This window comes from Paenibacillus zeirhizosphaerae (assembly GCF_030705605.1).
Classification (GTDB): Bacteria; Bacillota; Bacilli; order Paenibacillales; family Paenibacillaceae; genus Paenibacillus; species Paenibacillus zeirhizosphaerae.
In genome coordinates, this window is sequence record NZ_JAPCKK010000016.1 from 334,488 (window position 1) to 357,079 (window position 22,592).

The following is a 22,592-nucleotide window of genomic DNA, read 5'->3' on the forward strand; positions in this document are numbered from 1 at the left end:
TAAGCACCTCACTTGTTTTTTAGAAACTTACTGTACTCCACTTTTGTAATCTGACCATCTTTAAGTAACTGCCTTAACACATCGGCAGGTACCTCTTTAGCCGGATTTGCAACTTCATATGGATGCCATCCTGTTTCTCCGTCTGGCTGAAATTTAATAAGCTTCCCCTCATAAATATTGTAGAGCTGCTTACTCTTTATTGAAGAGTAAGCTGAATCCAACAATTTTTGCCCTGTTTCAGTATCCGGTATTGGATTAGGACTCCCCCAACCGCTTTTGGGATCATGCTTAGGGCTTGGCTCATAAGTTCTTTTCGGAATTTCGTTTTCTTCCTGAGAGGGGTCTTTTTTTATTCCTGATTGCCCCTCACTATGAGCATGTGCTTGTCCCAAATCCCGTTTATTCCCGACTCTTCTGCCAAGAATGTGCATTGCAAGACTCGAAGCTGCTGTTCCTGCGTAAGAGGCTCTGCCCTGCTCCTCAATTTTTTGTTTTTCTGTCTCTACATATTCTTTTACCTGTTCCCTTGCACCACCCGTGCCCCAGAGAAAGTTCCACCCGAAAGTCGCACCATTCACTGCGCCTTCGACTGGTGCGGCAATTGCATCTCGTGCCATTCCGCCAATCGTGCCTACCGGGTCTTCCTCTATTTGCTCGCCCAGTTTAACTATATCATCATCCAATGTGCTGAGCGGTTTCCATGCCCCTTCGAAAAAATCATGAACATGGTCACCGAACCCTTTCTCCGGTTCTTCTCGCGGTGGCCTTTCGGTAGAATCGTTTCTAGCATTAGACAGCTCATTCAGTGGCGCAAAACTGGTATGCGCAGGCCCAATAGTTCCAAAGTCCGGTTTGAAAAAATCTCTAGCATAATCATAAATGCTCTTCGTCCCAATGAAATCTGGAATATGGACTATGCCTGAGTCTGCATCAACAAACTTGTTTACAATGCTTTCTAATTCATCCGCTGCTTTTTGCAGATTTACCGGGACCAGGCTCAGTGTTCTCGCGTTCTCTTCGTGCAACGAGCGGAACCTTCTTGCCGTCTCTCCTTCAAATTCATTCAACAACGCAGTCGTTCTTGAAAAATTCTGTTCCAATATGTATTTTAACTGATCTTTCCCAACTCTAATCCTTCGGGCAACTTCCATCATGAGATCCGCAGGTACCTGTATTTTCGCCATGCCTACACTCCCACTTCTATTTTATGGAATTAAATTATACTAAAATAGAAATTCAGGGCACAGCGACATTAGATCTAACTTTGATATGACCTTCGTGCTACCTTCAAAAGATTCCCACTTCATTTGACAATTTGCTTTCACTTTTGTGCATTTAAACTTGGGTGAGTTTGATACATCAGTGTTATATAGATTGATTAAGAACATTCGCTCCTAGAATTTCAATTCACGCTCTTGTGGCACAAGCAAGTGCGAATCTCCCAGGGATTTCATGTCAGCTTGGCGTTTCGTACCAGCCTATCATAGTATTGGATTACGAGGCTTACTTTTTCTTGCTTACACTCGTAGCAAAACGTCTCCAAGCATGGGCTCACTATAACGCTCATTTCACCATGATTACTTGGCAGTTTTCGATCCTGCTTTCTCGATATGTAGTGCTCTCACCGCCGGGTCTGTGATATTGGCCTTCAACAGAACATCGTATATGGAATGAATCTCTGCTGCGGAATACACCGGGCTCTCTTCCTGCTCCTGCAACCGATTCAGTTTTCGCTGGATATATTCCGATAACTCCACATCATATACAATCAGTTCATCGGAACTAATCTGCCGAAGCTCCGGATCAACACTAAACCGACAACGCATGGTGAATGAGACCAGAGATATGGCACGAATTCCTTCAAAATCTCCCAGATGCCCTTTGATCGCCTGAATGTGTCCGAAGTTTTGCATAAAAGGATTATACATATTAAACCGATTGCTAACTCTCCAGTTTCTCTCTTTCCTGCTACCCTTGATTTCACCGTTGTAATTCTTCGTTTCAATCACAAATAACCCTCTAGGCGTGATTGCAACATGATCGATCTGTGAGTAGCCGGAGCGGGCTTTGGGATTGGTGATCAATAGATCACTAAGATACTTACAGCCCTTCGGGAGTTGATCAAGCTGGATGTTAATTTTATACTCCCCCAATTCTCCGATCCGGGTGGGCTTTACTTTAGGGCCGGTTTTGGAGACAGTTGGCTTGGAAGTATTCTGGTCCTGCCTTTTCGTAGCTGAATTCTTGCCAGGCGTGAATAAAGATATAAATTTCTTAAACATGTCCTTTGCTCCCCCTTCTTCCTTCTTTTTGTATATCGGATGAATTGGGGATTTTTATAAAAAACCTGCCAATCACTGATTCAACTCTAGCGTCCTCAGGGAGGAAGCGGCGAGATACGAAGCCAGTGACAATTGGGTGACCTATGAGGAGTTTCTCGAGTTGACCGAGACATCGGAACAACGTTTTGAACTGATCGACGGTGTTGTGTATAATCTCGCCTCTCCTTCGTACAAGCACCAGCATGCTGTAAAAGAACTGATTGGTACCTTTTACAATTGGTTTAAAGGAAAACCCTGTACACCGCTGACGTCTCCATTTGATATCACATTGGAAAAGGAGAAAACGAATATCTGTGTCGTACAGCCAGATGTGGTTGTCATTTGTGACAAAGACCAAATTGATGCGAATGGCAAATACAAGGGCACGCCGCAACTGGTTATCGAGGTGTTGTCTCCTTCCACACGAAGCAAAGATTTGATCCGAAAGCTCGATTTATACAGGCTATGCGGTGTCAAGGAATATTGGATCGTCGATCCAATGAAGGAGCAGATGACGATTTACACTTTAAAAGAGGGTGAGATCGCGGATATAGCCTATTACTCGAATACCGGGGAACCGTTTGCGGAATCGCAGCTATTTAAGGGAATGCGCGTTTCGATGCGGGATCTCTTCGCCTGATTGGGCTCCTTTTTGATCAATCGGATCACAGGCAACGAGCCATTTACTCCGCGATATTTACCATTGGCCGGTGGGCTGAAGGACCTCTGCTATTCCCCTTCTCCCACCGGCCCAACTAGACGTTAACCTTTCATTCTGCCTCCCCGGGGCAGCCAGTTTTGTTGCAAAAATTTTAGTCATAAAATGTCATATGCGTTTTGTCCGCCCGGTAATATGCCAGCCGGTCTTCAAGCGTGCCTGTATGCAATTCGAACAAATGCCCATCCGGGTCTAGGAAGTAAATCGACCTTTTGTCTCGCAAGTCCCGTTCACGTCCTTCTAATATCTCCACTTCAAGCGCGGTCAAACGTTGCAAGAGGTCATCAAAATCTTGTTCGCCGACCGTAAATGCTGTATGGGTATAGGAACGAGGCCTTGCCTCTCGCTGAATATCCTCCTCGTTAAGGGCCACCCAAAGCCCACCAATGTCGAAATAAGCCAGCCTTCTTCCTTTGACCAATAGTTTTCCATCGAATACTTGCTCATAAAACCGGACAGACCTCTCCAGATCCGACACGGAAAAGCATAAATGGTTAATTTGCTTAACTTTCACACTCTCACTTCTCTTCTCTCACATTTTTGCAGCATCCATCCCGGACTCTTCGTGCGAAGATCGGCTCTGCCGTCAAGTATCGGATGCACTGACACAGGCTGCTTCACGCTGCAACGAATACTAAGGGTGAAAGCTAGTCGCGCCGAATGTCCGATGCTTTTCGATAGGCTGTCGGCGATTGGCCAAGGACCGATTTGAAGTCTTTGATAAAATGCGCCTGATCGAAATACCCGAGTTGCACCGCCAGCTCCACCCATTGCGCCGACTCGTCCCGTTCGAGCCGTTCCGCCGCCTCCTGCAACCGAAACCGCTTAATGACCCACTTCGGAGTAACGCCAACATATTTGCGGAACAGGCGCTGCAATTGTCGGACCGACAATCCAGTGCGGTCACTCATTTGCTCTACTCTTATGATGCTTCTGTCGTCCAACGTGTTCCGAACGATGTGATCCGCCAGTTCTGCCTGCGCATCACGCCCCGGCAACTGCGCCGATAGGGCGAACTCCGCCTGCTCAGCCATCGCCGCATCGCTGCCCGCATCAAGTATAGCGTCCAGCCACTCGTCCGCACAGGAGCCGAACACTGCGGACGCCGTGATCGTCGTCCCGGTCAACAGCGAGACATCCTGCTGCCAAAACGGAAAAAAACCGCCTGCGCGAAACTTGACGCCAAGCACCCGCCCTGCTCCACGTAATTCGCGTACAAACGGCCGCTTCGGAATGCCATACAACAGCGCCCGACGCCCCACGTCATCCTGCTCGAAGGCCAGGTGAACGTTCGGAAACGATAAGACCGTTTGAGTATGCCGCTGCCCGTCCGGCAAATGGTAGCGAATGCTCCAGTAATGCTCGACGAATGGTTCGAGCATCGGTCCTGGTGCAAAGCGGTTCAACACAAACTTGCCTTGCCCGGCGGCTGCATGCACAATGCCACGCGTCGAGGAGCCCTCTACATTTTTCATGCACACCAACCTCTCTGTCCTGCTTGCGACGTCGCCTTTTTACAATACATACGAAGTGCCTGTCCCTTACAATGGAGACTACCAAATGCAAGCCGGTTTCGCAATGCAAAGCGCAAATCCCGGGAAATCGACGCTTGACTTTGAATTTTGTCAATGGGAGGAATAAGATGACGAGTCACAACAACCATACAGGCGTGAGCGGGGATTATACCCGAAACGGGACACCTAACGGATATACTGCCATTACACCGTTTATCGCAGTGAACAATCCGGCCGAAGCGATCACCTTTTACGAAACCGTTTTTGGAGCAATAATGAAAAGTGCAACAGAGATGGACGATAACGGCAATAAAATCATCGTCCATGCGGATATCGATTTTGGCAACGGCTTTTTGCAACTGGGAGCTGCCAACCCTGCGTACGGGCTGGTTCTGCCGCCGGGAGACGGCAATGCATGTTATTCGCTTGGAATTTACGTTCCCGATGTTGACCAGACCTTTGCCTTGGCCGTAGCCAACGGAGCGACTGTCAGAGAGCCGGTTGCAAACTTTGTTTCCGGAGACCGGTACTGCAGCATTCTGGACCCGTTTGGCATCAGATGGTCGATCATGACCCGAATTGAGGATCTTTCGGAGGAAGAAAGCTACCGCAGGGTGACCGAATGGAGCAAGAGCCTGTAATGCTCTGAATCAGCCAATAAAGATACACAAACCCTGAAATCAATCGAAGTGATATTCAGGGTTTGGTTTGGTTTGCTTTAACTTAGCTACGTCACCTGAAAATTGCGACGACTACATCTACGACAGTTGCAAAATGTCGACACCGTAAGGCGCAAGGCTAAGCACATTGCCCCGCTCTGCTCCGTACAGCAGACTGGAGTACGCCGCAGGCAGTGTCACCTGGTGCGGCTCACGGCTTAAGTTGAGCACAAACAAATAGCTCCCCGCTGCCCCGGTGCGGATGGCGATTTGCACACCCTCCGGCAGATCGGACACAACCATTAACCCCAGCTCTTCGGCAATCTCCCGGAACAGACGCTGCAGGTAGGCTTCCTCGAGATGTATGCCCAGATAATAGACTTTTCCCTGCCCGAACCTGTTAACCGCAGCCGCCGGTGTGCCCTTATAAAATTCTTCGTCATACCAGAGAATCGCCTCGGCACCGTGCAGGCTCAGCACATCACACCACTGCGAGCCCTGGTAGGAGTGTTCCATGTCATCGACGATACGCACGGCCGTCCGGCCGATCGGATCGTATTCCTCCACTTTCACGCCGGTGCATTTCGCCAGCAGCCCCGGCAGCGGCAGCATCACATGCTGATTGTTCATATGTTTTACACCGGAACGGCTCGTTACGATGACGGTCCCCCCCGCTGCGGCAAAACGCTCCAATGCGGCGGTCACCTCCGTGTTTAGCAAGTAGAAGCTCGGTGCCACGACAAGCTTGTACCCGTCCAGTCCCTGCGTCCATTCGATCACATCACAGCCGATGCCGAGCTTCGTCAAGGCGCGGTGATAATCCTTTACATTTTCATAATAGTCAAAACCTTCGGCCTGCGGCTGAATCCGCAAAGCCTCCAAATGCTCGTGCGAGAGCAGAATGGCCGCTTCAGAGACGGGCACAGTTCCCTGGAGCTTGTCGGCCAGGGTGTTAACTTCGCCGCATAACTCGGCAAATTCGTTGAACCGGCGCCCAGGCACGTTGCTCTGATCGATCAACCCGTGCCAGAACTGTTCCGCACCGGCAACCGCCGAGCGCCAGCGGAAGTGCACAACCGTGTCGGCGCCCCGTGCGATCGCCTGCCAAGAGAACGCGCGGATAAACCCGGGATAAGGCGTCCTCCAGGTCGGGAACCAGCAGCCCGGTGGCCCGCTCAGTTGTTCCATAATCCAGAAATTGCGCCGCTTGATACCGCGTGTCACATCCAGGGACAACGCGCCGCTGTAGGGACCTGTCGCCTGTTTGCCCGGATCGGTATTCGGGTAATAGTCGAAGGAAGCCACATCCAGATCAGCCCCGATCTGGTACAGGTTCAGGCGCTGTGGATAGGTATGAAAATTGTGGGTCACCCAATGCCCGGGACAATTTTCACGGATAATACAAATTTGGCTGCGTTGAAACTCGGCGATGCAGTCCCATTGAAAGCGGGCAAAATCCAGCAAATAGGACGGATTCTGATGTCTTGATCCGCCGTAAGGCACGCCAACCTGGCTCCAATCGCTGTATTCCCCGCTCCATACGACCGTCCCCCACTCGCGGTTCACGTTCTCCAGCGTACCGTATTTCTCCTGCACCCATTTCCGGAAGCATCGATTGCAGGTGTCACAGTGGCAATCGATGACCCAATACTCATTGTCAAGCTGCCAGCCGATCACGGCGGGATGGTTTCCATATCGCATGGTCATCTGTGTGATAATCCGCGCCCCGTAATCGCGGAGCGATTCACTGTTGTAGCAGCGATGCCCCCTTACTCCCGGATGATGTGTATCTCCATTAGCGAACACCGGCAAAATATCCGGCTTCAGCTCCGTAAGCCAGCGTGGCGGCGTATTAGTCGGAGTACACAGGACGACATGTATTTGATATTTGGAAAACAAATCCAGCACCCGATCCAGCCATTCAAAGGTGTATTGTCCCGGCGACGGTTCCATCCGGCTCCAGGCAAACTCCGCCAACCGGACCAACCGGACACCCGTCTCCTGCATCAATCGAATATCCCCCTCCCAGAGAGAAGGCTCCCAATGCTCCGGATAATATACAACACCGATTTGCATTTGTTGAGCATCGATGTATTTGTTCTTCACGTTTGTTCCCCCTTCGACCGAAAACGGATTAAATAGGAAAAGGCAAGAGCCGCCTTCAGGCACTTCTCCTTCAAGGATACGTGCCTGGAGGCGGCCTGCCTTTAGATCATCCAATATTCATTGCTTGCATTTACTTCAGCTTATCCCATGCGGCTTGCATATTTTTCTGCCAGCTTTCGACATCACTTTTGCCTGCCAAATATTGTTGGATCGCGCTGCCGAATTCCTGAGCGACACCATCCGGGAATTTACCGGCCTGATGCGCGAAAATGTTGCCTTCCTCTACGTACTTCACCAGATCGGTAGCAATCGGCCCCATATCTTCTGGCGTAGCTTGAATCGTAGTCATGGCCGGGATGAACTTGAATTTCTTCACGAGATATTCCTTGCCGATATCCGAGGTGACGAGCCAATTCAGGAAAATTTTTGCCTCTTCTTTGGCATCGGATTCTTTGTTCACAACCAAGTTCACCGGTACGCCGATCGTTACTTTACCCGTCTTGGCCGCATCGTCGCTCAATGGCATCGGCAGAATCCCGATATTCATGTTTGGTGTAATGCCGTCGATCATCGTTTGCGCCCAGTTGCCTTCCTGCATCATCGCCGCTTCCCCATTGGCGAACATCGTTACCTGTGTGTTATAGTCGGTGGTCAGCGGATTTTTGTTGCCATAATCCAAGGTCAGCTTCATCAATTTCGCCCAGTTGGCAAACTGCTCATTGCCAACAATCGAAGCTGTCCCCTCATTCATACCTTTAATGAAGCCATCGACATCATCCTGGTTGGCAAAAGCCACGCTGATTCCCTGGCTGCCTACCAGCCACCATTCCTGATAAGCATTGGCGAATGGGGTGATGCCCGCAGCCTGCAATTTCTTAGCAGCCGCTTCCAGCTCGGAGTATGTTTTCGGCAACGTAGTGATGCCTGCTTTATTGAACAAATCCTTATTGTAAACGTAACCAAAACCTTCTAAATCAAGCGGTAATCCATAAACCTTGCTATCTTTAGTGATCGCTTCTGCCGCGAGTGGCACCAGATCCTTCACCCAAGGCTGATCAGACAGGTCTTCCAGCTTCTCCTGCCACATGTCCAGCTTCGCATAACCGTTGTTCGAGAAAATGTCCGGCGCATCGCCGGAAGCGAATTTCGTTTTCAGAGCCGCATCGTAATCCGCGCCGCCGCCGACGGTTTGAATATCCAGCTTGATATTCGGGTGTTCTTTTTCAAACTCGACCTTCAGCTCATTGAGCCCTTCCACGATTTCTGTTTTGAATTGGAAGATCGTCACAGTCTTTTGTCCCTGTTCGTCGCCGCTGTTGTTATCGCTTACAAGATTGCCGCCGCCGCCACAGGCTGCGAGTATAAGCGACATCGTTAACAGAACCGCCAGCATGATAGAATACTTAGGCTTTTTCATAACCTTGCCCCCCAAAAATCTATTGTAGTGTATTGGAACAGCGGATCGGTCGGCGTTAGCCTTTGACCGACCCGGCTGCAATTCCCTCAACAATGTAACGCTGCAAGAACAAGAAGAACACGACGATCGGTGTGATGCCCAGTACAAGCGCCGGCAGCGCAATATCCCACTGCTTCGTGTACTGTCCGAAGAATGCGAAGGTAGCCAACGGAATCGTCCGCATTTCCGGCCGCTGCAGAATCAACGATGGCAGCAAATAATCGTTCCATACCCACAAACAGTTAAGCACGATAATCGTCATCAGCATCGGCTTCAGCATCGGCAGCACGATTCGGAAAAAGACGCTAATCCCGGTGCAGCCGTCCACTGTCGCGGCTTCTTCGATCTCCAACGGGATCGATTTAACGAACCCATGGAACAAGAATACCGCCATTGGTGCTCCCAAGCCAAGATAGGTCATGATCAGCCCGGCACGGGTATTGTTCAGACCCAACTCGTTAATGACCCGAAGCAGCGGCATCATAATCGTCTGAAACGGAATGACCATGGAAGCAATAAGCAGCATGAACAAGACACGGTTAAACCACGTATTGGACCGGACCATGCGGTACGCGCCCATCGAGCTAATCAGCGCCAGGATGGCCACACTCACAACGGTAATAACCAGCGAATTCGCGAATGCCTGCGGGAATTGAGTCAATTCCCAAGCCTTCGAATAATTCTCCCATTGAAATACCTTCGGCCAACTGGCCGAGTCGGACATAATCTCGCCAAAAGGCTTGACCGAGTTGGCAAAGAGAAAATAAAACGGGGACAAGAACAGCAGTCCGATAAGCCCCATAATGATCTCCGTTACCAGCATCCGTCCGGTATATCTTTTAAGCATCAGGCTTCAACCTCCTTATTCTTCGTCGCGCGCACTTGAAGCATCGTAATGGCGGCCACGATCACGAAGAACAGAATAGCCTTGGCAGTACCCAGACCGTAACGGTTATTCTGGAACGCTTCGTTGTAAATGTTCATCGCCACGGATTCCGTCGATTTGAACGGCCCGCCTTTTGTCAGCGACAGGTTGAGATCAAACATTTTGAACGCCCAGGAAATCGCCAGGAACAGACAGATCGTCACGGCAGGCATGATCAGCGGAATAATAATGCTGCGCAGCATCTGCCAGCGGCTTGCCCCATCAATTTCCGCAGCCTCCATGACTTCAGAAGGAACGTTACTCAGCGAGGAGATATATACGACCATCAGATAGCCCGCCGAGTGCCACACGAAGACAATCATGATTCCCCAGAAGCCGGTGACGGCATCCCCGAGCCAAGGAAGTCCGAAGAAGGACCAGCCGGTCAGTTCAAATACCGTATTAAAGCCTTTGATAAATATGAACTGAAAAATAAACCCGAGCAGCAATCCGCCGATCACGTTCGGCATAAAGAAAATCGTACGCAAAATGTTGCGTGTCTTCAACCCCTTCGTTAAAAAATATGCGAGGAGGAAGCCGACGACGTTGGTCAACACAATACCGACCAGCGTAAATTTGGTGGTAAACCAGAAAGATGACCAAAAATCGGGATCATTGGTGAATATCGTTTTAAAATTATCTAACCCTACCCAGTTTACCGTGCTTGCCACGCCATTCCAATCGGTCAGCGCATAATACATCCCGAGGAAGAACGGTATCACCATGATGATTAGAAAAAACAGAAAAACAGGTCCTACGAAAAACATCTGCAATCCCCATCTTGATGCTCTTTTACTACTCATGGCGCAGCCCCCTTTCTTTCTAGCGAATAACTGTTGTATTGTTATTATGATTTGAATAAGCCTTCGTAAACACTGACTGAGGTGAACAGTCAGGTGCAATTTATTGATCGGGAGAGAAGCGACTTGAAATGGAACAGCATCCGCACCAAACTGATCGTCTTTATGCTGCTGGCAACGATTCTTCCAATTGTGCTAACCATGTTCATTACCTATTCCTACACGACGCAATCGCTGCGGACACGGGTTGCCCAGGAGGATGCAAACCTGCTATACCAGGGCGGACGTAACCTTTCCAGTCTGCTGGACGATCTGAACCGCAGCTCATCCAGCGTGTACAGCATTTCCAATCTGCTGCATGCCGGCTACGAAGACGTCCAGAACAATTCGCAGGTTTATGCCGTGTTATCCAGCATTTCGCGCTCCGTCCCGGATATTTTCCAGGTGTACCTATATGAAAATACGAGCCGCAAAGCGACGCTGGTGACGCTGAACACACCACAGCGAAATTATAATATCGCTCCTTTCAGCGATACGCTGGGCAGCGGCCAGCACAGTGTATGGGTGCAGGAAAGCCATATGAGCCATACGTATGGACTGACTTCTTTGCAGCCGAAATATCCTTCGGAGCCGGTGTTTACACTTCATCGCAAAATCGAGAAGGTTCCCTCGAGCGACATCATCGGCTATCTGTCCATCGACGTCAAACTATCGGCTTTGAGCGACATCGTTGACCAGCTGTATGAACAAAACCGCGAGAAAATCTACATTCTCGACGACAATGGCAACATCATCTACAGCGACGCTCAAAACATGCTGGGCCTACCGCTCCGGGAGCAGTGGTATACCGACCAAATTGCCCGCTCGCCGAATTCCAGCGGAAACTTCGAGCAGGACGGAAACGTGTTCGTCTATCAGCGGATTTCCAGCATCGCGACCCGCTGGACGCTGGTTAAGCAAGTTCCGGTCTCTTACCTGACCCTTGAAGCGAACCGTGCAGCCTTTATCAATATCCTGGTACTGGCGGTGTCGCTCATCATTATCGTTGCCGCCACGGTCATTATTTCGCTGCGGATTACCGCTCCGATCAAGCGGCTGGGCCGTTATATGGACCAGATTCAATCTGGAAACCTGAACGTCGATATCCAGCCGGCGGGACATGATGAAATCGGTGCGGTAATGCTGCGGTTCCGCGGGATGATGGATACGATCAACAATCTGATTCTGCGGGAATACAGATTGGAGCTGGCGAACAAGACGAATCAGCTTAAAGCGCTGCAGGCGCAGATCAATCCGCATTTTCTCAACAATACGCTGCAGATTATCGGCACGTTGGCGTTGGAGCTGAATGTTCCGCGCATTTACGCCCTCTTGTCTGCACTGGCGAAAATGATGCACTACAGCATGCATAACGATGACAAGACCGTTACGCTGCGCGATGAGCTGGAGCATGTCAAGGCCTATATTGAGCTGCAAAAGGAGCGGTTTGAAAACCGTTTCATTTTCCGCTACGATGTGGAAGAGCAGTTGCTTGATTTGCCGATGCCGAAAATGATCCTGCAGCCGATTGTGGAAAACTACTTCAAGCACGGATTGGAACGGTCAGCCGTGAATGGCGAAATCACCCTGCTGGCTATCGCGTCGGCGGAGGGAGGAGCCGAGATCACGGTGCAAAATAACGGGAATCAAATCCCCCAACCGAGGCTGCTGCAGTTGCAGCGGAAATTGACCCAATGGCCACCTCCAGGCAGCCATCCGCTGGATACGGGGCAAGATGCGGAGCGGCCTTCGATCGGACTCGCCAACGTCCTCGCCCGGCTTAAGCTGTTCAGCGGCGGCATGGCTTCGTTGAACATTGGCAATTTGCATCCGACAGGTGTAAAAATCACTTTGCATATCGCGGAGAAAGACATAACGGAGAGTGAAGATCATTGAGAGCGCTCATTGTGGATGACGAAGCAAGAGTAAGGAAAGCGGTCCATTTGCTTGTGGATTGGGAACGGCACGGCATACAGGAAGTAGCCGAAGCGGGAAGCGGCGACGAAGCGATCGAACTAATCCGGCACAATAAGCCGGGGCTGGTTATAACAGATATGCTGATGGATTCCGGAAATGGTTTGGAGCTGATGGCCTGGATTAGCGAGTTCGCCGGAAGCGTGAAATTTATTGTCGTCAGCGGACATAACGATTTTGAATTTGTTCGCAGCACTGTCCGCCACGGAGGAATCGACTACATTCTCAAGCCGATTGATGCGGAGGCTATTAACGCTGCTGTGGCCAAGGCGGTGACGGAATGGCGGGCGGAAGAGCGCGAACGCGCGGATCAGCAGCAGCAAAATATCCAGCTTAACGAAATCAGGCCGGTGTACGGGGAGAAGCTGCTGTCTTCACTGATCGATGACGCCAATACGGCCGAATCATCGCTCCGTCGGCTGCGTGCGGATCAGGTCATCCCGGAACAGGCCAATAGGGTCCGTCTGCTGCTGCTGCAGGTGGATTCCGGGGATGCACTGCTGCTCCAGCGGTTCGGCAAGGATAGCGAGCTGCTGCATTTTTCTGTTATTAACATTTGCAACGAGTTTCTGCTTCCGGACCGCCGCGGCATCGCCTTCAAATATTGGGGAGCTCCAGGCGAAATTATCCTTATGCTTTGGAACAACCACGAAGCCGTGGCGGAGCTGATTGAGAAAATCAATCAGGGCTTGCTCCGCACGCTCCAGCGCCGAATGCACTTTGGCGTTGCGGCTGCAGGCGCGCTGCCGCAGAGCCTTCCCAGTCAGTATGCGGAAGCCAATGCGGCCATCCGGCACCGCAATTTGCTGCACAGCGGGAGTTATCTCCACACTCTGCCGACCGCCGAACCGCATAACGGGGGCGAAACCGGGAATGCGTCGTGTCTTCGCTTTGTCGATGTGCAGGAGGATTGGAAAATGGCTGTATTAAGCGGCGGAAATGAACAGCGGATTGCGGCCGCGGCGCAGAAATGGATCGACGGGCTCAGCCACGGCGGTATTGTGACACCGGAAATGCTCGAGCAATGGCGGTCGGAAGCGCTCTCCTTTCGAGAGCAGTTGCTGCGGGAAACGCTCGGCGATGACGCCGGAGCGGTGCTGGCCGCACTGGTACAGGACGATCGGCAGCATCGTGCACCGAACACCAACGGCTACTCGTTCTCCCTCTTTGCCTGGCGTGATTGGGCCGTCGACCTGATGAGCCGCATGTCCCAAGCCATCAGCGGGCGGCAAGCCAAGGAAAAACGCGCGATCAGGGATATCATCAAATATATCGAACAGCACTACACATCGGAGTTGTCCCTACAGGACATAGCCGGCCGCTTTTTTGTCAGCCGGGAATACATCTCCCGCAAATTCAAACAGGAATTTGGCATTAACTTCTCCGACTACCTGTCCAAATACCGTATCGATAAGGCCAAGCTGCTCATGCTCAACCCCAACCTGAAAATTTCGCAAATCGCCGAAATGGTCGGCATTCATGATGTGAAGTATTTCAGTAAGGTGTTCAAAAAACAGGAGGGCGTCTCACCCAAGGAGTACCGCCACAAGCTCTCCTCTTAGGTGGGTCATCGGTAATGTGGTTGTCATCTTTGAACTGAATTTCTTCAAAAAAGAGCCTCAATCTCCGCTATACAGTGGAATTGAGGTCCTTTCGGTTGTAAATTGGAATGTTCCCATGTCATACGAACTCTTTTGGGACAGCCCCTGCTCGGCTCCGCCTGCGTAAGGAGCACAGCGGCCCAATTGCGGCCTTGTGGCGAAAGGGATTATCCTTGCAAAAGTGCGAATCTCCCAGGGATTTTATGTGAGCTTGGGGTTCGCACCAATCACATTTTCGTCCGGCTTCCTTATCATAAAAAACAGAACATAACAAAATCCTTATGCATCATGATCAGAATCAACCAATGAGTTAGAAGCAGAGAAACTTCCCGTTACAATATGAACTCTGCACCTTTTGAACAAATCATTTTCCGATTCGATGCTCATATTTTTGGAGTTTTGTCCGAAAAGTATTTTTCAACATAAGACTTTATGGCCGCGTGAGAGGCAATACACTTGCTCATATCATCCAAATTGATGTCATACCCAGGGTACCTAGCAGTGGTCGCGTAAGACTCTAAAATAAAAGAAGCCTCCATAACTTCTACAGGAACCGTTATTCCTGCAGATTCTATCGACTTACACAATCTTGATAAAAGATGTGTTTTGGAGATACCCAGATTTAAATACACTTCAATCGATTTTAAATACTTCTCCGCCGATTGCTGCAACAAATAACAACCGTTTTCTAATTTATTCTGTGTGGCAGCAACCATAGACAACTCATAATCATTTGTTGCAAATCTCAACCATTCCTTAGTCTGTCTGTCCAAAGAACACCACACCCTCTTTTTCTACCGCTTCTCTGAAGAAGAATTTATTCTTAAACTCCTCTAAAGTGAGGACCATGATATCCATAGGAGGAAAATCAGCATACACTCTTTTCTTCAGTTCTACAGCTCGTAAAGGCCAGGAATCTATTTCCGAAGATTTGACTAAAACCATAAAATCATAATCGCTATGCTTACCAGCTTCTCCTCTTGCTCTGGAACCAAAAAGAATAACCTTTAGAAGATTTTCTCCAAACAAGTTTTTTACTTCCTCAGTAAATTTCAACCCGACTTCAAAATCAATTAAATCCATTTGAGAAGGAAAGCCCGTGACCCCTATTTTAGAATCTTTTATGTCGCCGGGTGATTCCAAATCTGTCGACTCCGCAAGAGTTGAGTTAACAAAATCTAAACTAACAGGGTTCTTATAACCATAGTTTTTCAGAATACCTCGTATTTCCTTCATTAAAGATTCATCCAGCTTTCTATTTTGCACGTGAGCACCTCCACGCTCCCTGCATAAGGAGCGACAGTCAAATTTCAACCCACGCTCCTGTGTAAGGAGCGACAACGACCCAAATACGGCTTATTGCACAAGGGATTAGCCCGGTAAAAGGCGAGTCCCCTAGGAAATTCATCTGAGCTTGGGGTTAATCTTTAGAACACTATTTCTTCTGCGGGCTTAAGGGCTGCAATGCTGGAGGCTAATACCTTGTTATGATGGCGGATGATTTGTTCAGCCTGCAGTATCCCATTATCAAATGTGCTATGAGCGTTTTCAACCAGGATAACCTTATACCCCTTGCCGAAGGCACTGCGTACCGTTGTATCTACACAAAACTCGGTCTGCATGCCCGCGATCACCAATTTTTCGATCCCGCGCTCAAGCAGAGCTTCTTGCAATCCCGTTTTATAAAAAGAATCACAGGTTGATTTTTGGATAACGATATCGGTCGGGAGCGGTTTGATTTTATCATGGATTTCCCATGTCGGCTTATCCATACTGAACTCGGGATCCCCCTGCTCCGTATGCTGTATGTATATGACCGGCGTGCCAGCTTCACGCGCCTTAAGAATCAACCCGTCAATTGTATCCAATACCTCTTCCCCACGATACAAATCATATTGCGGCTGAAACATCGCCTTCTGTACATCAATGATGACTAAAGCAGTTTTCATAACCATTCCAATCTCCTCTCGCTCTTCGTATGATTCAACGATTCTGCTCATATACACGTCAATGTCGTCTTCTTGATCCATTTAGCTCGTATAATCGCCTTGCAATGCTGTCTGAAGCACACCCAGAACAAACGTGTCCTGTATCTCCCCATATTAAAGCTAATGGGGAAACCAGACAAGCTTCAATTTGTACCTATCTTCGTGAAAAAAAGCGGCCCCCGTTGAAGAAGAGCCGCTGTACATAGCAGGGTTAGGTATTAAGATTCCAGACTGATCAATTGCGAAACGACCTTGGATTCAAAAATATTGGACAGCTCGTCGGCAACAGTTAAATAGAGCAATCCGTTGCCCTCAAGCTTCGGCGAATTTCCAAGCGGAACCGTCCGCTTGATCAGTTGGGCGTACAGCTCCGGTTCAGTTAAATCTCTTTCGAAAGCGGCAGTCGCCAGCACCTTGATCAGTGCTAATGCGCCACTGACGTGCGGTGCCGCCATAGAAGTGCCGCTCAGCGTAGCGTATTTGCCACGCAGGAAAGTAGACAGAATCTCCTCCCCTGGAGCCACCAAATCAACCTCATTGTTAGAGTTCGTAAAGTCGGAGGATTCCCGGTCAAGGCTAACCGCCCCCACACTTATCACTTCATTATACGCTCCGGGATACCCGAATTCATCGGTTGAATCCCTGCCGTCTCCTTCATTGCCCGCGGCGCAGACAACAAGAATGTTGGAGGCCACCGCCTTTTGGATAGCTTCATGAAGCTCCGGTACATCTTCCGGACCACCAAGTGACATAGAGATAATATCCGCCTTCTCCTCAATCGCATAATAGATACCGTCGATGATCCACTCGTAGTCACCCGAACCGTTTTCATCCAATACTTTGACGATCAGCAATTCCGCCTCCGGCGCCACTCCGACCACACCTTTAGCATTTTGAACCGCCGCAATGGTACCAGCCACATGGGTACCGTGACCGTTATAATCGGTGTAGTTATCCGGGTCGCCATCATCATCATGGGTAAAGTTTTTCCCTCCCACAATCCGGCCCTTCAAATCAGGATGAGTAGTTTCGCAGCCGGTGTCCAGTATGGCAATCTTGACGCCTGTTCCTTTGGTCTTGTCCCAAATCTTCGGAGCCTGAATCAACTCAATCCCAGCCGGCACTTCATTGACACTCTCCCGTTGCTCCACAATCCGATAAGGAATGACACTCATTGTCCGCTTCATCTTATCCCTCCTGAAATATTGAAATTACTGTGTTTCTACTAAATTTTAACAGATTATCAATTGTTTTCACAGAGTCTTACGGCTTGTTTTACATAGTTTCATAAGCAGATCTTCCTATGATCGTATGCTTCTTTGGTCCAAATATGCCCCTTTGTATGTTGTGAGACGCTCCGAGAACGACGTCCAAGCTCTGTTATGAAGAGAATCTCGCTACCACTTTCTTCTTGCAATCAGCAGATCTGCGGCCCCTGCCACAAAAATACCCGCGGTATAACGCAGCAAATCTATCGCCAGAAAGCCCCGTCCCAGCACCAAGGAACCTAATACAGTGCTTCTCAGTCCGTTCAGCCAATCGGTCTGGATCAGTTGACTAAACTCTATGAAATAACAAAACAGCAGGCTCAGCAGCAGGGTGGTAAACAGCCTTTGCCGGATCAAGACAGCCCGAAAGGCGAAGTAAATCATGGCGGCCCACAGGGCATCGCCTGCATGCTTCGCTACGAAAGCGGGAAGCTCATCTGCAAAAGCTCGCGAACCCAAACCAAGCAGCATTGTAAGGAGAGTGGTTGCTGCGTAAATGAGTCTTTGCTTTATATGAAAATCGACTTTGCTGTGTTTCTCTGTATTCCAGCTACTTTCAAGCATCTGCTACCGCTTCCTTTTAAATATGTCGTATCCTCAACCTCAGGACTCGATCGGCAGCTCGTATATATACTGTGGTCCATACTTACCGCCCGTCTCTCTTCCTGTATCCATAAAACCCGATTTCAAATATGCCTTCTGGGCTGTCACGTTTCTTTTATTCACAGCCAGCACAACCACCTTAACCTCCTTGAAATTCTTCTCAATAAAAGCAGGAAGCAGCACTAAAGACCGGCGTGCATAACCTTTGCCCTGATCCTCATGATTGACCGAAAAAGCCCGCAGCAGTAAAGCATGGGAATCCGGTGTGAATTTTGATATGTCCGGACCGCCGTGCAGGACAAAAAATCCGACGGTCTTTGCCCCATCCAAAATAACGACAGGCATCCGGTTGGGATCCTGCAGCGCCACATCTAACGCTTCACTTGGCAATGCCGTATATTGCGCCTGCTCCTCAGGCAGATAAAAATTCATCAACTGCTCCTGATATTTCTCCTCATACAAAGCAAGCTGAATCTCCTCGTTCATGACTGAATCTCCTTTTCCGCATCATAGCTTATTATGTAGTTTCTTAATTACCGTTGTGACCATGTCGCTTTGACATATCCTATTTTCATGCCGATGCGCTCCATATTACGGTGACTTTGCGACAAAAAGGCACACTGCGAGACTACAAGGCTGCAGTCCGCTAATGCCGCCTCTGCTATTCTCTTTTTCAACAGCCTGCAATGAAGCCCATAGCTGCGGCAGGAAGGAAGTGTTCCCGCGAACGTTAACGATGCCGTCGGTCCCTTCAAGTACATCACAGCAGCCGCAGCCGGAACGCCGTTAAATCGCGCCAAATAAAACCTCCAGCCCGACCGGTTATACAGGACCCGGTTATTCTCAGCTACATGTGGTATCCCCGCCTCAGGCAGCCCTGTGGAGCGGCAATGGATTGTCGCATAATCCACAAAATCGCCTTCCTGCACGCTTTCAATTGTAATTTGTTCATCGGCTTCTTCTTCCAGAATTAAAGGTTCCGTATACATGGAAGTATGAAATCCGGAATGATAGAAGCCTCTCTCCGCAAGCTGTATAAGGAGCTCCTGACTTACCAGGGAAGGGACAACCTCAAACTGGACTCTGCGATCCCTGGACTTGAAAAAATGGAGGATGTCATCCAACGATTCAATATCGCTGTCTCTCAGCCCTTTCACCGTATTAAAGGTAGGCCAGTTCATCGTACCGCTGTAATAAGCTGTGGCGCTCCCGAAGCTATGTATTTCCACACCCTCCGGATTGCCTGGTTTTTCTTGAATCGCCTGCATTCGATCCGTCATGTAATCCATTTCTGATTTTTCTATTTCCTCAATAAGCTGCCTTGTGGGTATCATTAGACTCCAGCACCTCCACTTTGAGCAAGTTCTATGAACCTATCATACCATCTCTATTCCGTAATTTGGAAAACAAGTCTTCATCTACTCTTTACAAAATAGACTCCCTGTTATACCCTTAATAAGTTGTGCACAATTAGAACATGGAGGGACAACTTTTGCTGCGAATTTTACTTTATATAGCATCTATTGTAATCGCAAACGTCGTGACCGCCAGCTTTGCTCCGCTGGTCTTCGGTAATTTCATCGTTCCGATGGGAACGGTATTTATCGGAGCTACGTTCATATTCCGGGATCTGGTACAGAAGCGCTACGGACGCCTGAACGCCTACAAAGTCATCACGACAGCGCTGCTGGTGACTGCTTTGACGTCCTGGCTGCTGGGAGACACACTGTGGATTGTTTTTGCCAGTGCAATCACGTTCCTCTTCTCCGAGACCTTCGATACCGAGGTATTTACCCGCCTGCAAGGCTCGTTTCAGAAAAAGGTGCTTGTGAGCGGTATCGTTGGAGGCATCATTGATTCCGGCCTGTTTGTAATCATTGGGCTATCTCCGCTTGGCGCAAACTTCCTGCCTTGGGCGCTGGTGCCTTACGCCATATTGGGGCAAGCCGTTGTGAAAACCGTCATGCAGTTCATCGGCTTTTTCATACTGAAAAGCATGCGGCAGGTTTAATACCGTAAAAAAGTGCGACAATGCCATTTGTCGCACTTTTTTTGTGAAGCAGAATATCGGACAGCACGGAGCGCAAAGCTGTGGTTAACCCTCCAGACAGGTGAACAGTTCAAACGCTTTTTCCATCTTCGTGATATAGGCAGCGTCATCACTGGAGCACATGAATTGAATCCGGCCCCGGCTGTCACCCGTGCCCGCTTCCTTCAGACCCAACACACTTCTTAATCTGCTGACCGTGCCCCGGCTTCCGTCAATGATCTCGATGTGTTCGGGCAGAATCTCGCGTAATATTCCCTTGTAAAAAGGATAATGCGTACAGCCGAGAACAACCGTCCCGTAGGCATTTAGATCGAAGCTGGCTAATTTCCCCGCAAAATAATCCGTCATTTCCGCGCGATCAAAATTCAGATTTTCACAGTAGCCGACAAGCTCGGGAAGCGGCAGCGAATCCACACTTCCGTGGTCATCCACCCGCGCCACCAACTCATTGTACTTGGACTGTGTAAGGGTCAACGGTGTTGCAAATACAAGAACTCTTTTCCCGCTATTCCGGTTCATTTCCACCGCAGGCTTTACGGCCGGTTCCATCCCAATGATCGGAATGCTGTAGATCTTTCTAAGCTCTGCCGCCGCGATGCTGGTGGCTGTGTTGCAGGCGATGACCAGCGCTTGCACCTCTTCCCGCATAATCCGGGCGGCCGACTCCTGGACGTATTCCATAACCTGTGCCTTGGATTTTGTACCGTAAGGGACATGAAGGGTATCAGCAAAATACAAAAAATTTTCCTGCGGCAGTTGTTTGACCGCTTCCGACAGTACTGTAATCCCGCCAATGCCTGAGTCAAAAAATGCGATTGTCATATTCTTCACCTTGCATCATATATTTCGCCTTAGTTAAGCGCCGTTTTTGCAATATGGCACGGCAGCACCATGAGGCAAACTTCATTTTACCATATTCTAAGGGAAACAGTCCGTTCAGGGGTGATGAAGAAATTTTACAAAAATAAATTAAAATTTAATTTAATTAAAAAAAGAAAGCGACTTTTAAAAAAATATAATGTGAATTATTGTTGACAACTATAAAGTTTATCATTTATTATTCAATTATACTTTAATTTATGGAGGCTTCGAACATGTCCAAAGTATTATTTGTCAAAGCTAACGACCGCACAGCGGAAGAATCTGCAACGGTTAAACTGTATAACGCATTTTACGAGAGCTACAAAGAATCCCATCCAGAAGACGAGATCACTGTGCTGGACCTGTACAGTGCCGAACTGCCTTACCTGAACGCTACCATGATCAACGGCCGCTTCAAAGCTGCTCAAGGTATGGAGCTGTCCGCAGAAGAAGCTCGTCTGGCTAACATCGCCAACGGCTTCCTGGATCAATTCCTGGCTGCCGACAAGGTTGTGTTTGCATTCCCGCTCTGGAATCTTACCATTCCCGCTGTACTGCATACTTACATCGATTACCTGAACCTGGCAGGCAAAACGTTCAAATACACTGCAGAAGGTCCTGTTGGCCTCGTAACCGATACCAAGGTTGCCCTGCTGAACGCAAGAGGCGGCGTATATTCCGAAGGCCCAATGGCTGCTTGGGAAATGTCTCTGAACTATATCAGCAACATCCTGACCTTCTTCGGTGTTCGTGACATTACCACCGTTGTACTTGAAGGACACAACGCTTCCCCTGACAAAGCGCAGGACATTGTTGCTGAAGCAACGAAGCGTGCTGCTGAGGCTGCTGTTAGCTTCTAAACCATATATACATCTTCAGGCTTGGCCGGTAACGGCCGGGCCTGTTTTTAATTAACAACGAAAAGCCGGCAGACCGGATGGCTTCCATCTGATCTGTCGGCTTTTTACATGATTTATGATGAACGTCCAATTAACCCGAATAAGAGGAACCGGTTAAGTTCAGCCATCTTTTCTTTATAATTCTCAGCTCTTGCCCAGGTGGATTGAACCGCCCCAATCGCGTTTAACAATTCCAATAGGGTCTCCAGTGAAATAGTAGAATCAATAGCTCCCTCCCTCTTCCCTAGCTCAATAAACTCCTGTATGATCTCGATTCTGATCTGATTTGTGTTTTCACTGTATAGACTCGATAAGATGTGATCTTCTACTGCACCCGGAGAACAAAGCAGTTGATAATCATACTCCGCGCATATTTCCAGTACCTTGAGCAGCTTGTCTTTATAATCCATGTTTTGGTTAAGGATATCCTTAGCCATACGAACGGTATTTTGCATCAGGACATTCGCACATTCTTTGACCACTCCTTCTTTACTGCCGAAATAGTTATAGAGCGAAACCGACGATACCCCCGACTCTGCAGCAATGTCTTTGATACTGACATCAACAAAGCCTCTTTCCTGGAAAAGCTTCAGGGCGGCCTTTACAATCGCATCCTTCTTCTTCTGTGTCCTGACTTCAAATTTATTCATCACGTTCTCACATCCCACATTCAATAACTAAGCTCAATATATCATAATTCGAGAACTTTTTAAATTTAACACTCAAAATTTAAAATCTATTGACGTGCGGCTTGCATTACAACTATAATCGGGTTGAAAGTTTTTAAATATAAACGAACAAATTTAAAAA

The 22,592-nt window shown here is 48.9% G+C and carries 23 protein-coding genes; 6 read left to right on the plus strand and 17 right to left on the minus strand.

What is annotated here, in order from left to right:
* Positions 1 to 8: 8 nt before the first annotated feature.
* Both OIN60_RS11275 and OIN60_RS11280 read right to left on the minus strand, forming a co-directional pair.
* The gene (locus OIN60_RS11275) at positions 9 to 1,184 is read right to left on the minus strand and encodes a WXG100 family type VII secretion target (protein ID WP_305754964.1); all 1,176 of its coding nucleotides are present in this window, start codon (positions 1,182 to 1,184) and stop codon (positions 9 to 11) included.
* A gap of 393 nt (positions 1,185 to 1,577) precedes the next feature.
* Positions 1,578 to 2,282: a nuclease-related domain-containing protein gene (locus OIN60_RS11280; RefSeq protein ID WP_305754965.1), complete on the minus strand. Its 705-nt coding sequence runs from the start codon at positions 2,280 to 2,282 to the stop codon at positions 1,578 to 1,580.
* A 136-nt stretch (positions 2,283 to 2,418) separates the two neighbouring features.
* Between OIN60_RS11280 and OIN60_RS11285 the strand changes: the two genes are divergently transcribed.
* Positions 2,419 to 2,961, plus strand: a complete 543-nt coding sequence (locus OIN60_RS11285) for a Uma2 family endonuclease (protein ID WP_305754966.1) — start codon at positions 2,419 to 2,421, stop codon at positions 2,959 to 2,961.
* Positions 2,962 to 3,133: 172 nt separating this feature from the next.
* Here the strand turns inward: OIN60_RS11285 and fosB are convergent, their stop codons facing one another.
* Together fosB and OIN60_RS11295 are read right to left on the minus strand one after the other, a co-directional pair.
* Positions 3,134 to 3,553, minus strand: a complete 420-nt coding sequence (gene fosB, locus OIN60_RS11290) for a metallothiol transferase FosB (protein ID WP_305754967.1) — start codon at positions 3,551 to 3,553, stop codon at positions 3,134 to 3,136.
* A gap of 133 nt (positions 3,554 to 3,686) precedes the next feature.
* On the minus strand, positions 3,687 to 4,514 hold the full coding sequence (locus OIN60_RS11295; RefSeq protein WP_305754968.1) for a helix-turn-helix domain-containing protein: 828 nt from the start codon (positions 4,512 to 4,514) through the stop codon (positions 3,687 to 3,689).
* A gap of 167 nt (positions 4,515 to 4,681) precedes the next feature.
* Between OIN60_RS11295 and OIN60_RS11300 the strand changes: the two genes are divergently transcribed.
* A complete protein-coding gene (locus OIN60_RS11300; protein ID WP_305754969.1) occupies positions 4,682 to 5,194 on the plus strand; it encodes a VOC family protein in 513 nt (170 codons plus the stop codon).
* A 117-nt stretch (positions 5,195 to 5,311) separates the two neighbouring features.
* Here the strand turns inward: OIN60_RS11300 and OIN60_RS11305 are convergent, their stop codons facing one another.
* The 4 genes from OIN60_RS11305 to OIN60_RS11320 form a co-directional block, all read right to left on the minus strand.
* The gene (locus OIN60_RS11305; protein ID WP_305754970.1) at positions 5,312 to 7,318 is read right to left on the minus strand and encodes a beta-galactosidase; all 2,007 of its coding nucleotides are present in this window, start codon (positions 7,316 to 7,318) and stop codon (positions 5,312 to 5,314) included.
* 130 nt (positions 7,319 to 7,448) lie between these two features.
* Positions 7,449 to 8,735, minus strand: coding sequence for an ABC transporter substrate-binding protein (locus tag OIN60_RS11310; protein WP_305754971.1), 1,287 nt, complete (start codon positions 8,733 to 8,735; stop codon positions 7,449 to 7,451).
* 55 nt (positions 8,736 to 8,790) lie between these two features.
* On the minus strand, positions 8,791 to 9,621 hold the full coding sequence (locus OIN60_RS11315; RefSeq protein ID WP_305754972.1) for a carbohydrate ABC transporter permease: 831 nt from the start codon (positions 9,619 to 9,621) through the stop codon (positions 8,791 to 8,793).
* Positions 9,621 to 10,502: a carbohydrate ABC transporter permease gene (locus OIN60_RS11320; protein ID WP_305754973.1), complete on the minus strand. Its 882-nt coding sequence runs from the start codon at positions 10,500 to 10,502 to the stop codon at positions 9,621 to 9,623. The genes OIN60_RS11315 and OIN60_RS11320 overlap by 1 nt, the downstream gene beginning before the upstream one ends.
* 123 nt (positions 10,503 to 10,625) lie before the next feature.
* Between OIN60_RS11320 and OIN60_RS11325 the strand changes: the two genes are divergently transcribed.
* Together OIN60_RS11325 and OIN60_RS11330 are read left to right on the plus strand one after the other, a co-directional pair.
* A complete protein-coding gene (locus OIN60_RS11325) occupies positions 10,626 to 12,434 on the plus strand; it encodes a cache domain-containing sensor histidine kinase (RefSeq protein ID WP_305754974.1) in 1,809 nt (602 codons plus the stop codon).
* Positions 12,431 to 14,074 (plus strand): response regulator, encoded by a 1,644-nt coding sequence (locus tag OIN60_RS11330; RefSeq protein WP_305754975.1) that lies wholly within the window; start codon positions 12,431 to 12,433, stop codon positions 14,072 to 14,074. Before OIN60_RS11325 ends, OIN60_RS11330 begins: the two co-directional genes overlap by 4 nt.
* 422 nt (positions 14,075 to 14,496) lie before the next feature.
* On the opposite strand, the gene OIN60_RS11335 is transcribed toward OIN60_RS11330, so the two are convergent.
* The 7 genes from OIN60_RS11335 to OIN60_RS11365 form a co-directional block, all read right to left on the minus strand.
* Positions 14,497 to 14,886 carry a HEPN domain-containing protein gene (locus tag OIN60_RS11335; RefSeq protein ID WP_305754976.1) on the minus strand — a complete coding sequence of 130 codons (390 nt, stop codon included), beginning with the start codon at positions 14,884 to 14,886 and terminating at the stop codon, positions 14,497 to 14,499.
* Positions 14,870 to 15,379 (minus strand): nucleotidyltransferase domain-containing protein, encoded by a 510-nt coding sequence (locus OIN60_RS11340; protein WP_305754977.1) that lies wholly within the window; start codon positions 15,377 to 15,379, stop codon positions 14,870 to 14,872. Before OIN60_RS11340 ends, OIN60_RS11335 begins: the two co-directional genes overlap by 17 nt.
* 161 nt (positions 15,380 to 15,540) lie before the next feature.
* Entirely contained in the window at positions 15,541 to 16,062 is a 522-nt protein-coding gene (locus OIN60_RS11345; protein WP_370872466.1) for a cysteine hydrolase family protein, read from the minus strand.
* 257 nt (positions 16,063 to 16,319) lie between these two features.
* On the minus strand, positions 16,320 to 17,288 hold the full coding sequence (locus OIN60_RS11350) for a S8 family peptidase (RefSeq protein ID WP_305754979.1): 969 nt from the start codon (positions 17,286 to 17,288) through the stop codon (positions 16,320 to 16,322).
* 210 nt (positions 17,289 to 17,498) lie between these two features.
* A complete protein-coding gene (locus OIN60_RS11355; RefSeq protein WP_305754980.1) occupies positions 17,499 to 17,933 on the minus strand; it encodes a ribosomal maturation YjgA family protein in 435 nt (144 codons plus the stop codon).
* 39 nt (positions 17,934 to 17,972) lie between these two features.
* The gene (locus OIN60_RS11360; protein WP_305754981.1) at positions 17,973 to 18,458 is read right to left on the minus strand and encodes a GNAT family N-acetyltransferase; all 486 of its coding nucleotides are present in this window, start codon (positions 18,456 to 18,458) and stop codon (positions 17,973 to 17,975) included.
* Between the two features lie 47 nt (positions 18,459 to 18,505).
* Entirely contained in the window at positions 18,506 to 19,306 is an 801-nt protein-coding gene (locus OIN60_RS11365) for a GNAT family N-acetyltransferase (protein WP_305754982.1), read from the minus strand.
* A gap of 161 nt (positions 19,307 to 19,467) precedes the next feature.
* Between OIN60_RS11365 and OIN60_RS11370 the strand changes: the two genes are divergently transcribed.
* Positions 19,468 to 19,983, plus strand: coding sequence for a VUT family protein (locus OIN60_RS11370; protein WP_305755527.1), 516 nt, complete (start codon positions 19,468 to 19,470; stop codon positions 19,981 to 19,983).
* An 84-nt stretch (positions 19,984 to 20,067) separates the two neighbouring features.
* Here OIN60_RS11370 and murI read toward each other — a convergent pair whose 3' ends face one another.
* A complete protein-coding gene (gene murI, locus OIN60_RS11375; protein ID WP_305754983.1) occupies positions 20,068 to 20,844 on the minus strand; it encodes a glutamate racemase in 777 nt (258 codons plus the stop codon).
* A gap of 272 nt (positions 20,845 to 21,116) precedes the next feature.
* Between murI and OIN60_RS11380 the strand changes: the two genes are divergently transcribed.
* Positions 21,117 to 21,743: an FMN-dependent NADH-azoreductase gene (locus tag OIN60_RS11380; RefSeq protein WP_305754984.1), complete on the plus strand. Its 627-nt coding sequence runs from the start codon at positions 21,117 to 21,119 to the stop codon at positions 21,741 to 21,743.
* Between the two features lie 113 nt (positions 21,744 to 21,856).
* Here OIN60_RS11380 and OIN60_RS11385 read toward each other — a convergent pair whose 3' ends face one another.
* A complete protein-coding gene (locus tag OIN60_RS11385; RefSeq protein WP_305754985.1) occupies positions 21,857 to 22,432 on the minus strand; it encodes a TetR/AcrR family transcriptional regulator in 576 nt (191 codons plus the stop codon).
* Positions 22,433 to 22,592 lie beyond the last annotated feature (160 nt).

Excerpts from the sequence above, each read along its gene's own strand:
- OIN60_RS11275 (WP_305754964.1), bottom strand. The coding sequence starts at position 1,184 with ATGGCGAAAATACAGGTACCTGCGGATCTCATGATGGAAGTTGCCCGA.
- OIN60_RS11280 (WP_305754965.1), bottom strand. The coding sequence starts at position 2,282 with ATGTTTAAGAAATTTATATCTTTATTCACGCCTGGCAAGAATTCAGCT.
- OIN60_RS11295 (WP_305754968.1), bottom strand. The coding sequence starts at position 4,514 with ATGAAAAATGTAGAGGGCTCCTCGACGCGTGGCATTGTGCATGCAGCC.
- OIN60_RS11300 (WP_305754969.1), top strand. The coding sequence starts at position 4,682 with ATGACGAGTCACAACAACCATACAGGCGTGAGCGGGGATTATACCCGA.
- OIN60_RS11310 (WP_305754971.1), bottom strand. The coding sequence starts at position 8,735 with ATGAAAAAGCCTAAGTATTCTATCATGCTGGCGGTTCTGTTAACGATG.
- OIN60_RS11315 (WP_305754972.1), bottom strand. The coding sequence starts at position 9,621 with ATGCTTAAAAGATATACCGGACGGATGCTGGTAACGGAGATCATTATG.
- OIN60_RS11320 (WP_305754973.1), bottom strand. The coding sequence starts at position 10,502 with ATGAGTAGTAAAAGAGCATCAAGATGGGGATTGCAGATGTTTTTCGTA.
- OIN60_RS11345 (WP_370872466.1), bottom strand. The coding sequence starts at position 16,062 with ATGAAAACTGCTTTAGTCATCATTGATGTACAGAAGGCGATGTTTCAG.
- OIN60_RS11350 (WP_305754979.1), bottom strand. The coding sequence starts at position 17,288 with ATGAAGCGGACAATGAGTGTCATTCCTTATCGGATTGTGGAGCAACGG.
- OIN60_RS11355 (WP_305754980.1), bottom strand. The coding sequence starts at position 17,933 with ATGCTTGAAAGTAGCTGGAATACAGAGAAACACAGCAAAGTCGATTTT.
- OIN60_RS11360 (WP_305754981.1), bottom strand. The coding sequence starts at position 18,458 with ATGAACGAGGAGATTCAGCTTGCTTTGTATGAGGAGAAATATCAGGAG.
- OIN60_RS11365 (WP_305754982.1), bottom strand. The coding sequence starts at position 19,306 with ATGATACCCACAAGGCAGCTTATTGAGGAAATAGAAAAATCAGAAATG.
- murI (WP_305754983.1), bottom strand. The coding sequence starts at position 20,844 with ATGACAATCGCATTTTTTGACTCAGGCATTGGCGGGATTACAGTACTG.
- OIN60_RS11380 (WP_305754984.1), top strand. The coding sequence starts at position 21,117 with ATGTCCAAAGTATTATTTGTCAAAGCTAACGACCGCACAGCGGAAGAA.
- OIN60_RS11385 (WP_305754985.1), bottom strand. The coding sequence starts at position 22,432 with ATGAATAAATTTGAAGTCAGGACACAGAAGAAGAAGGATGCGATTGTA.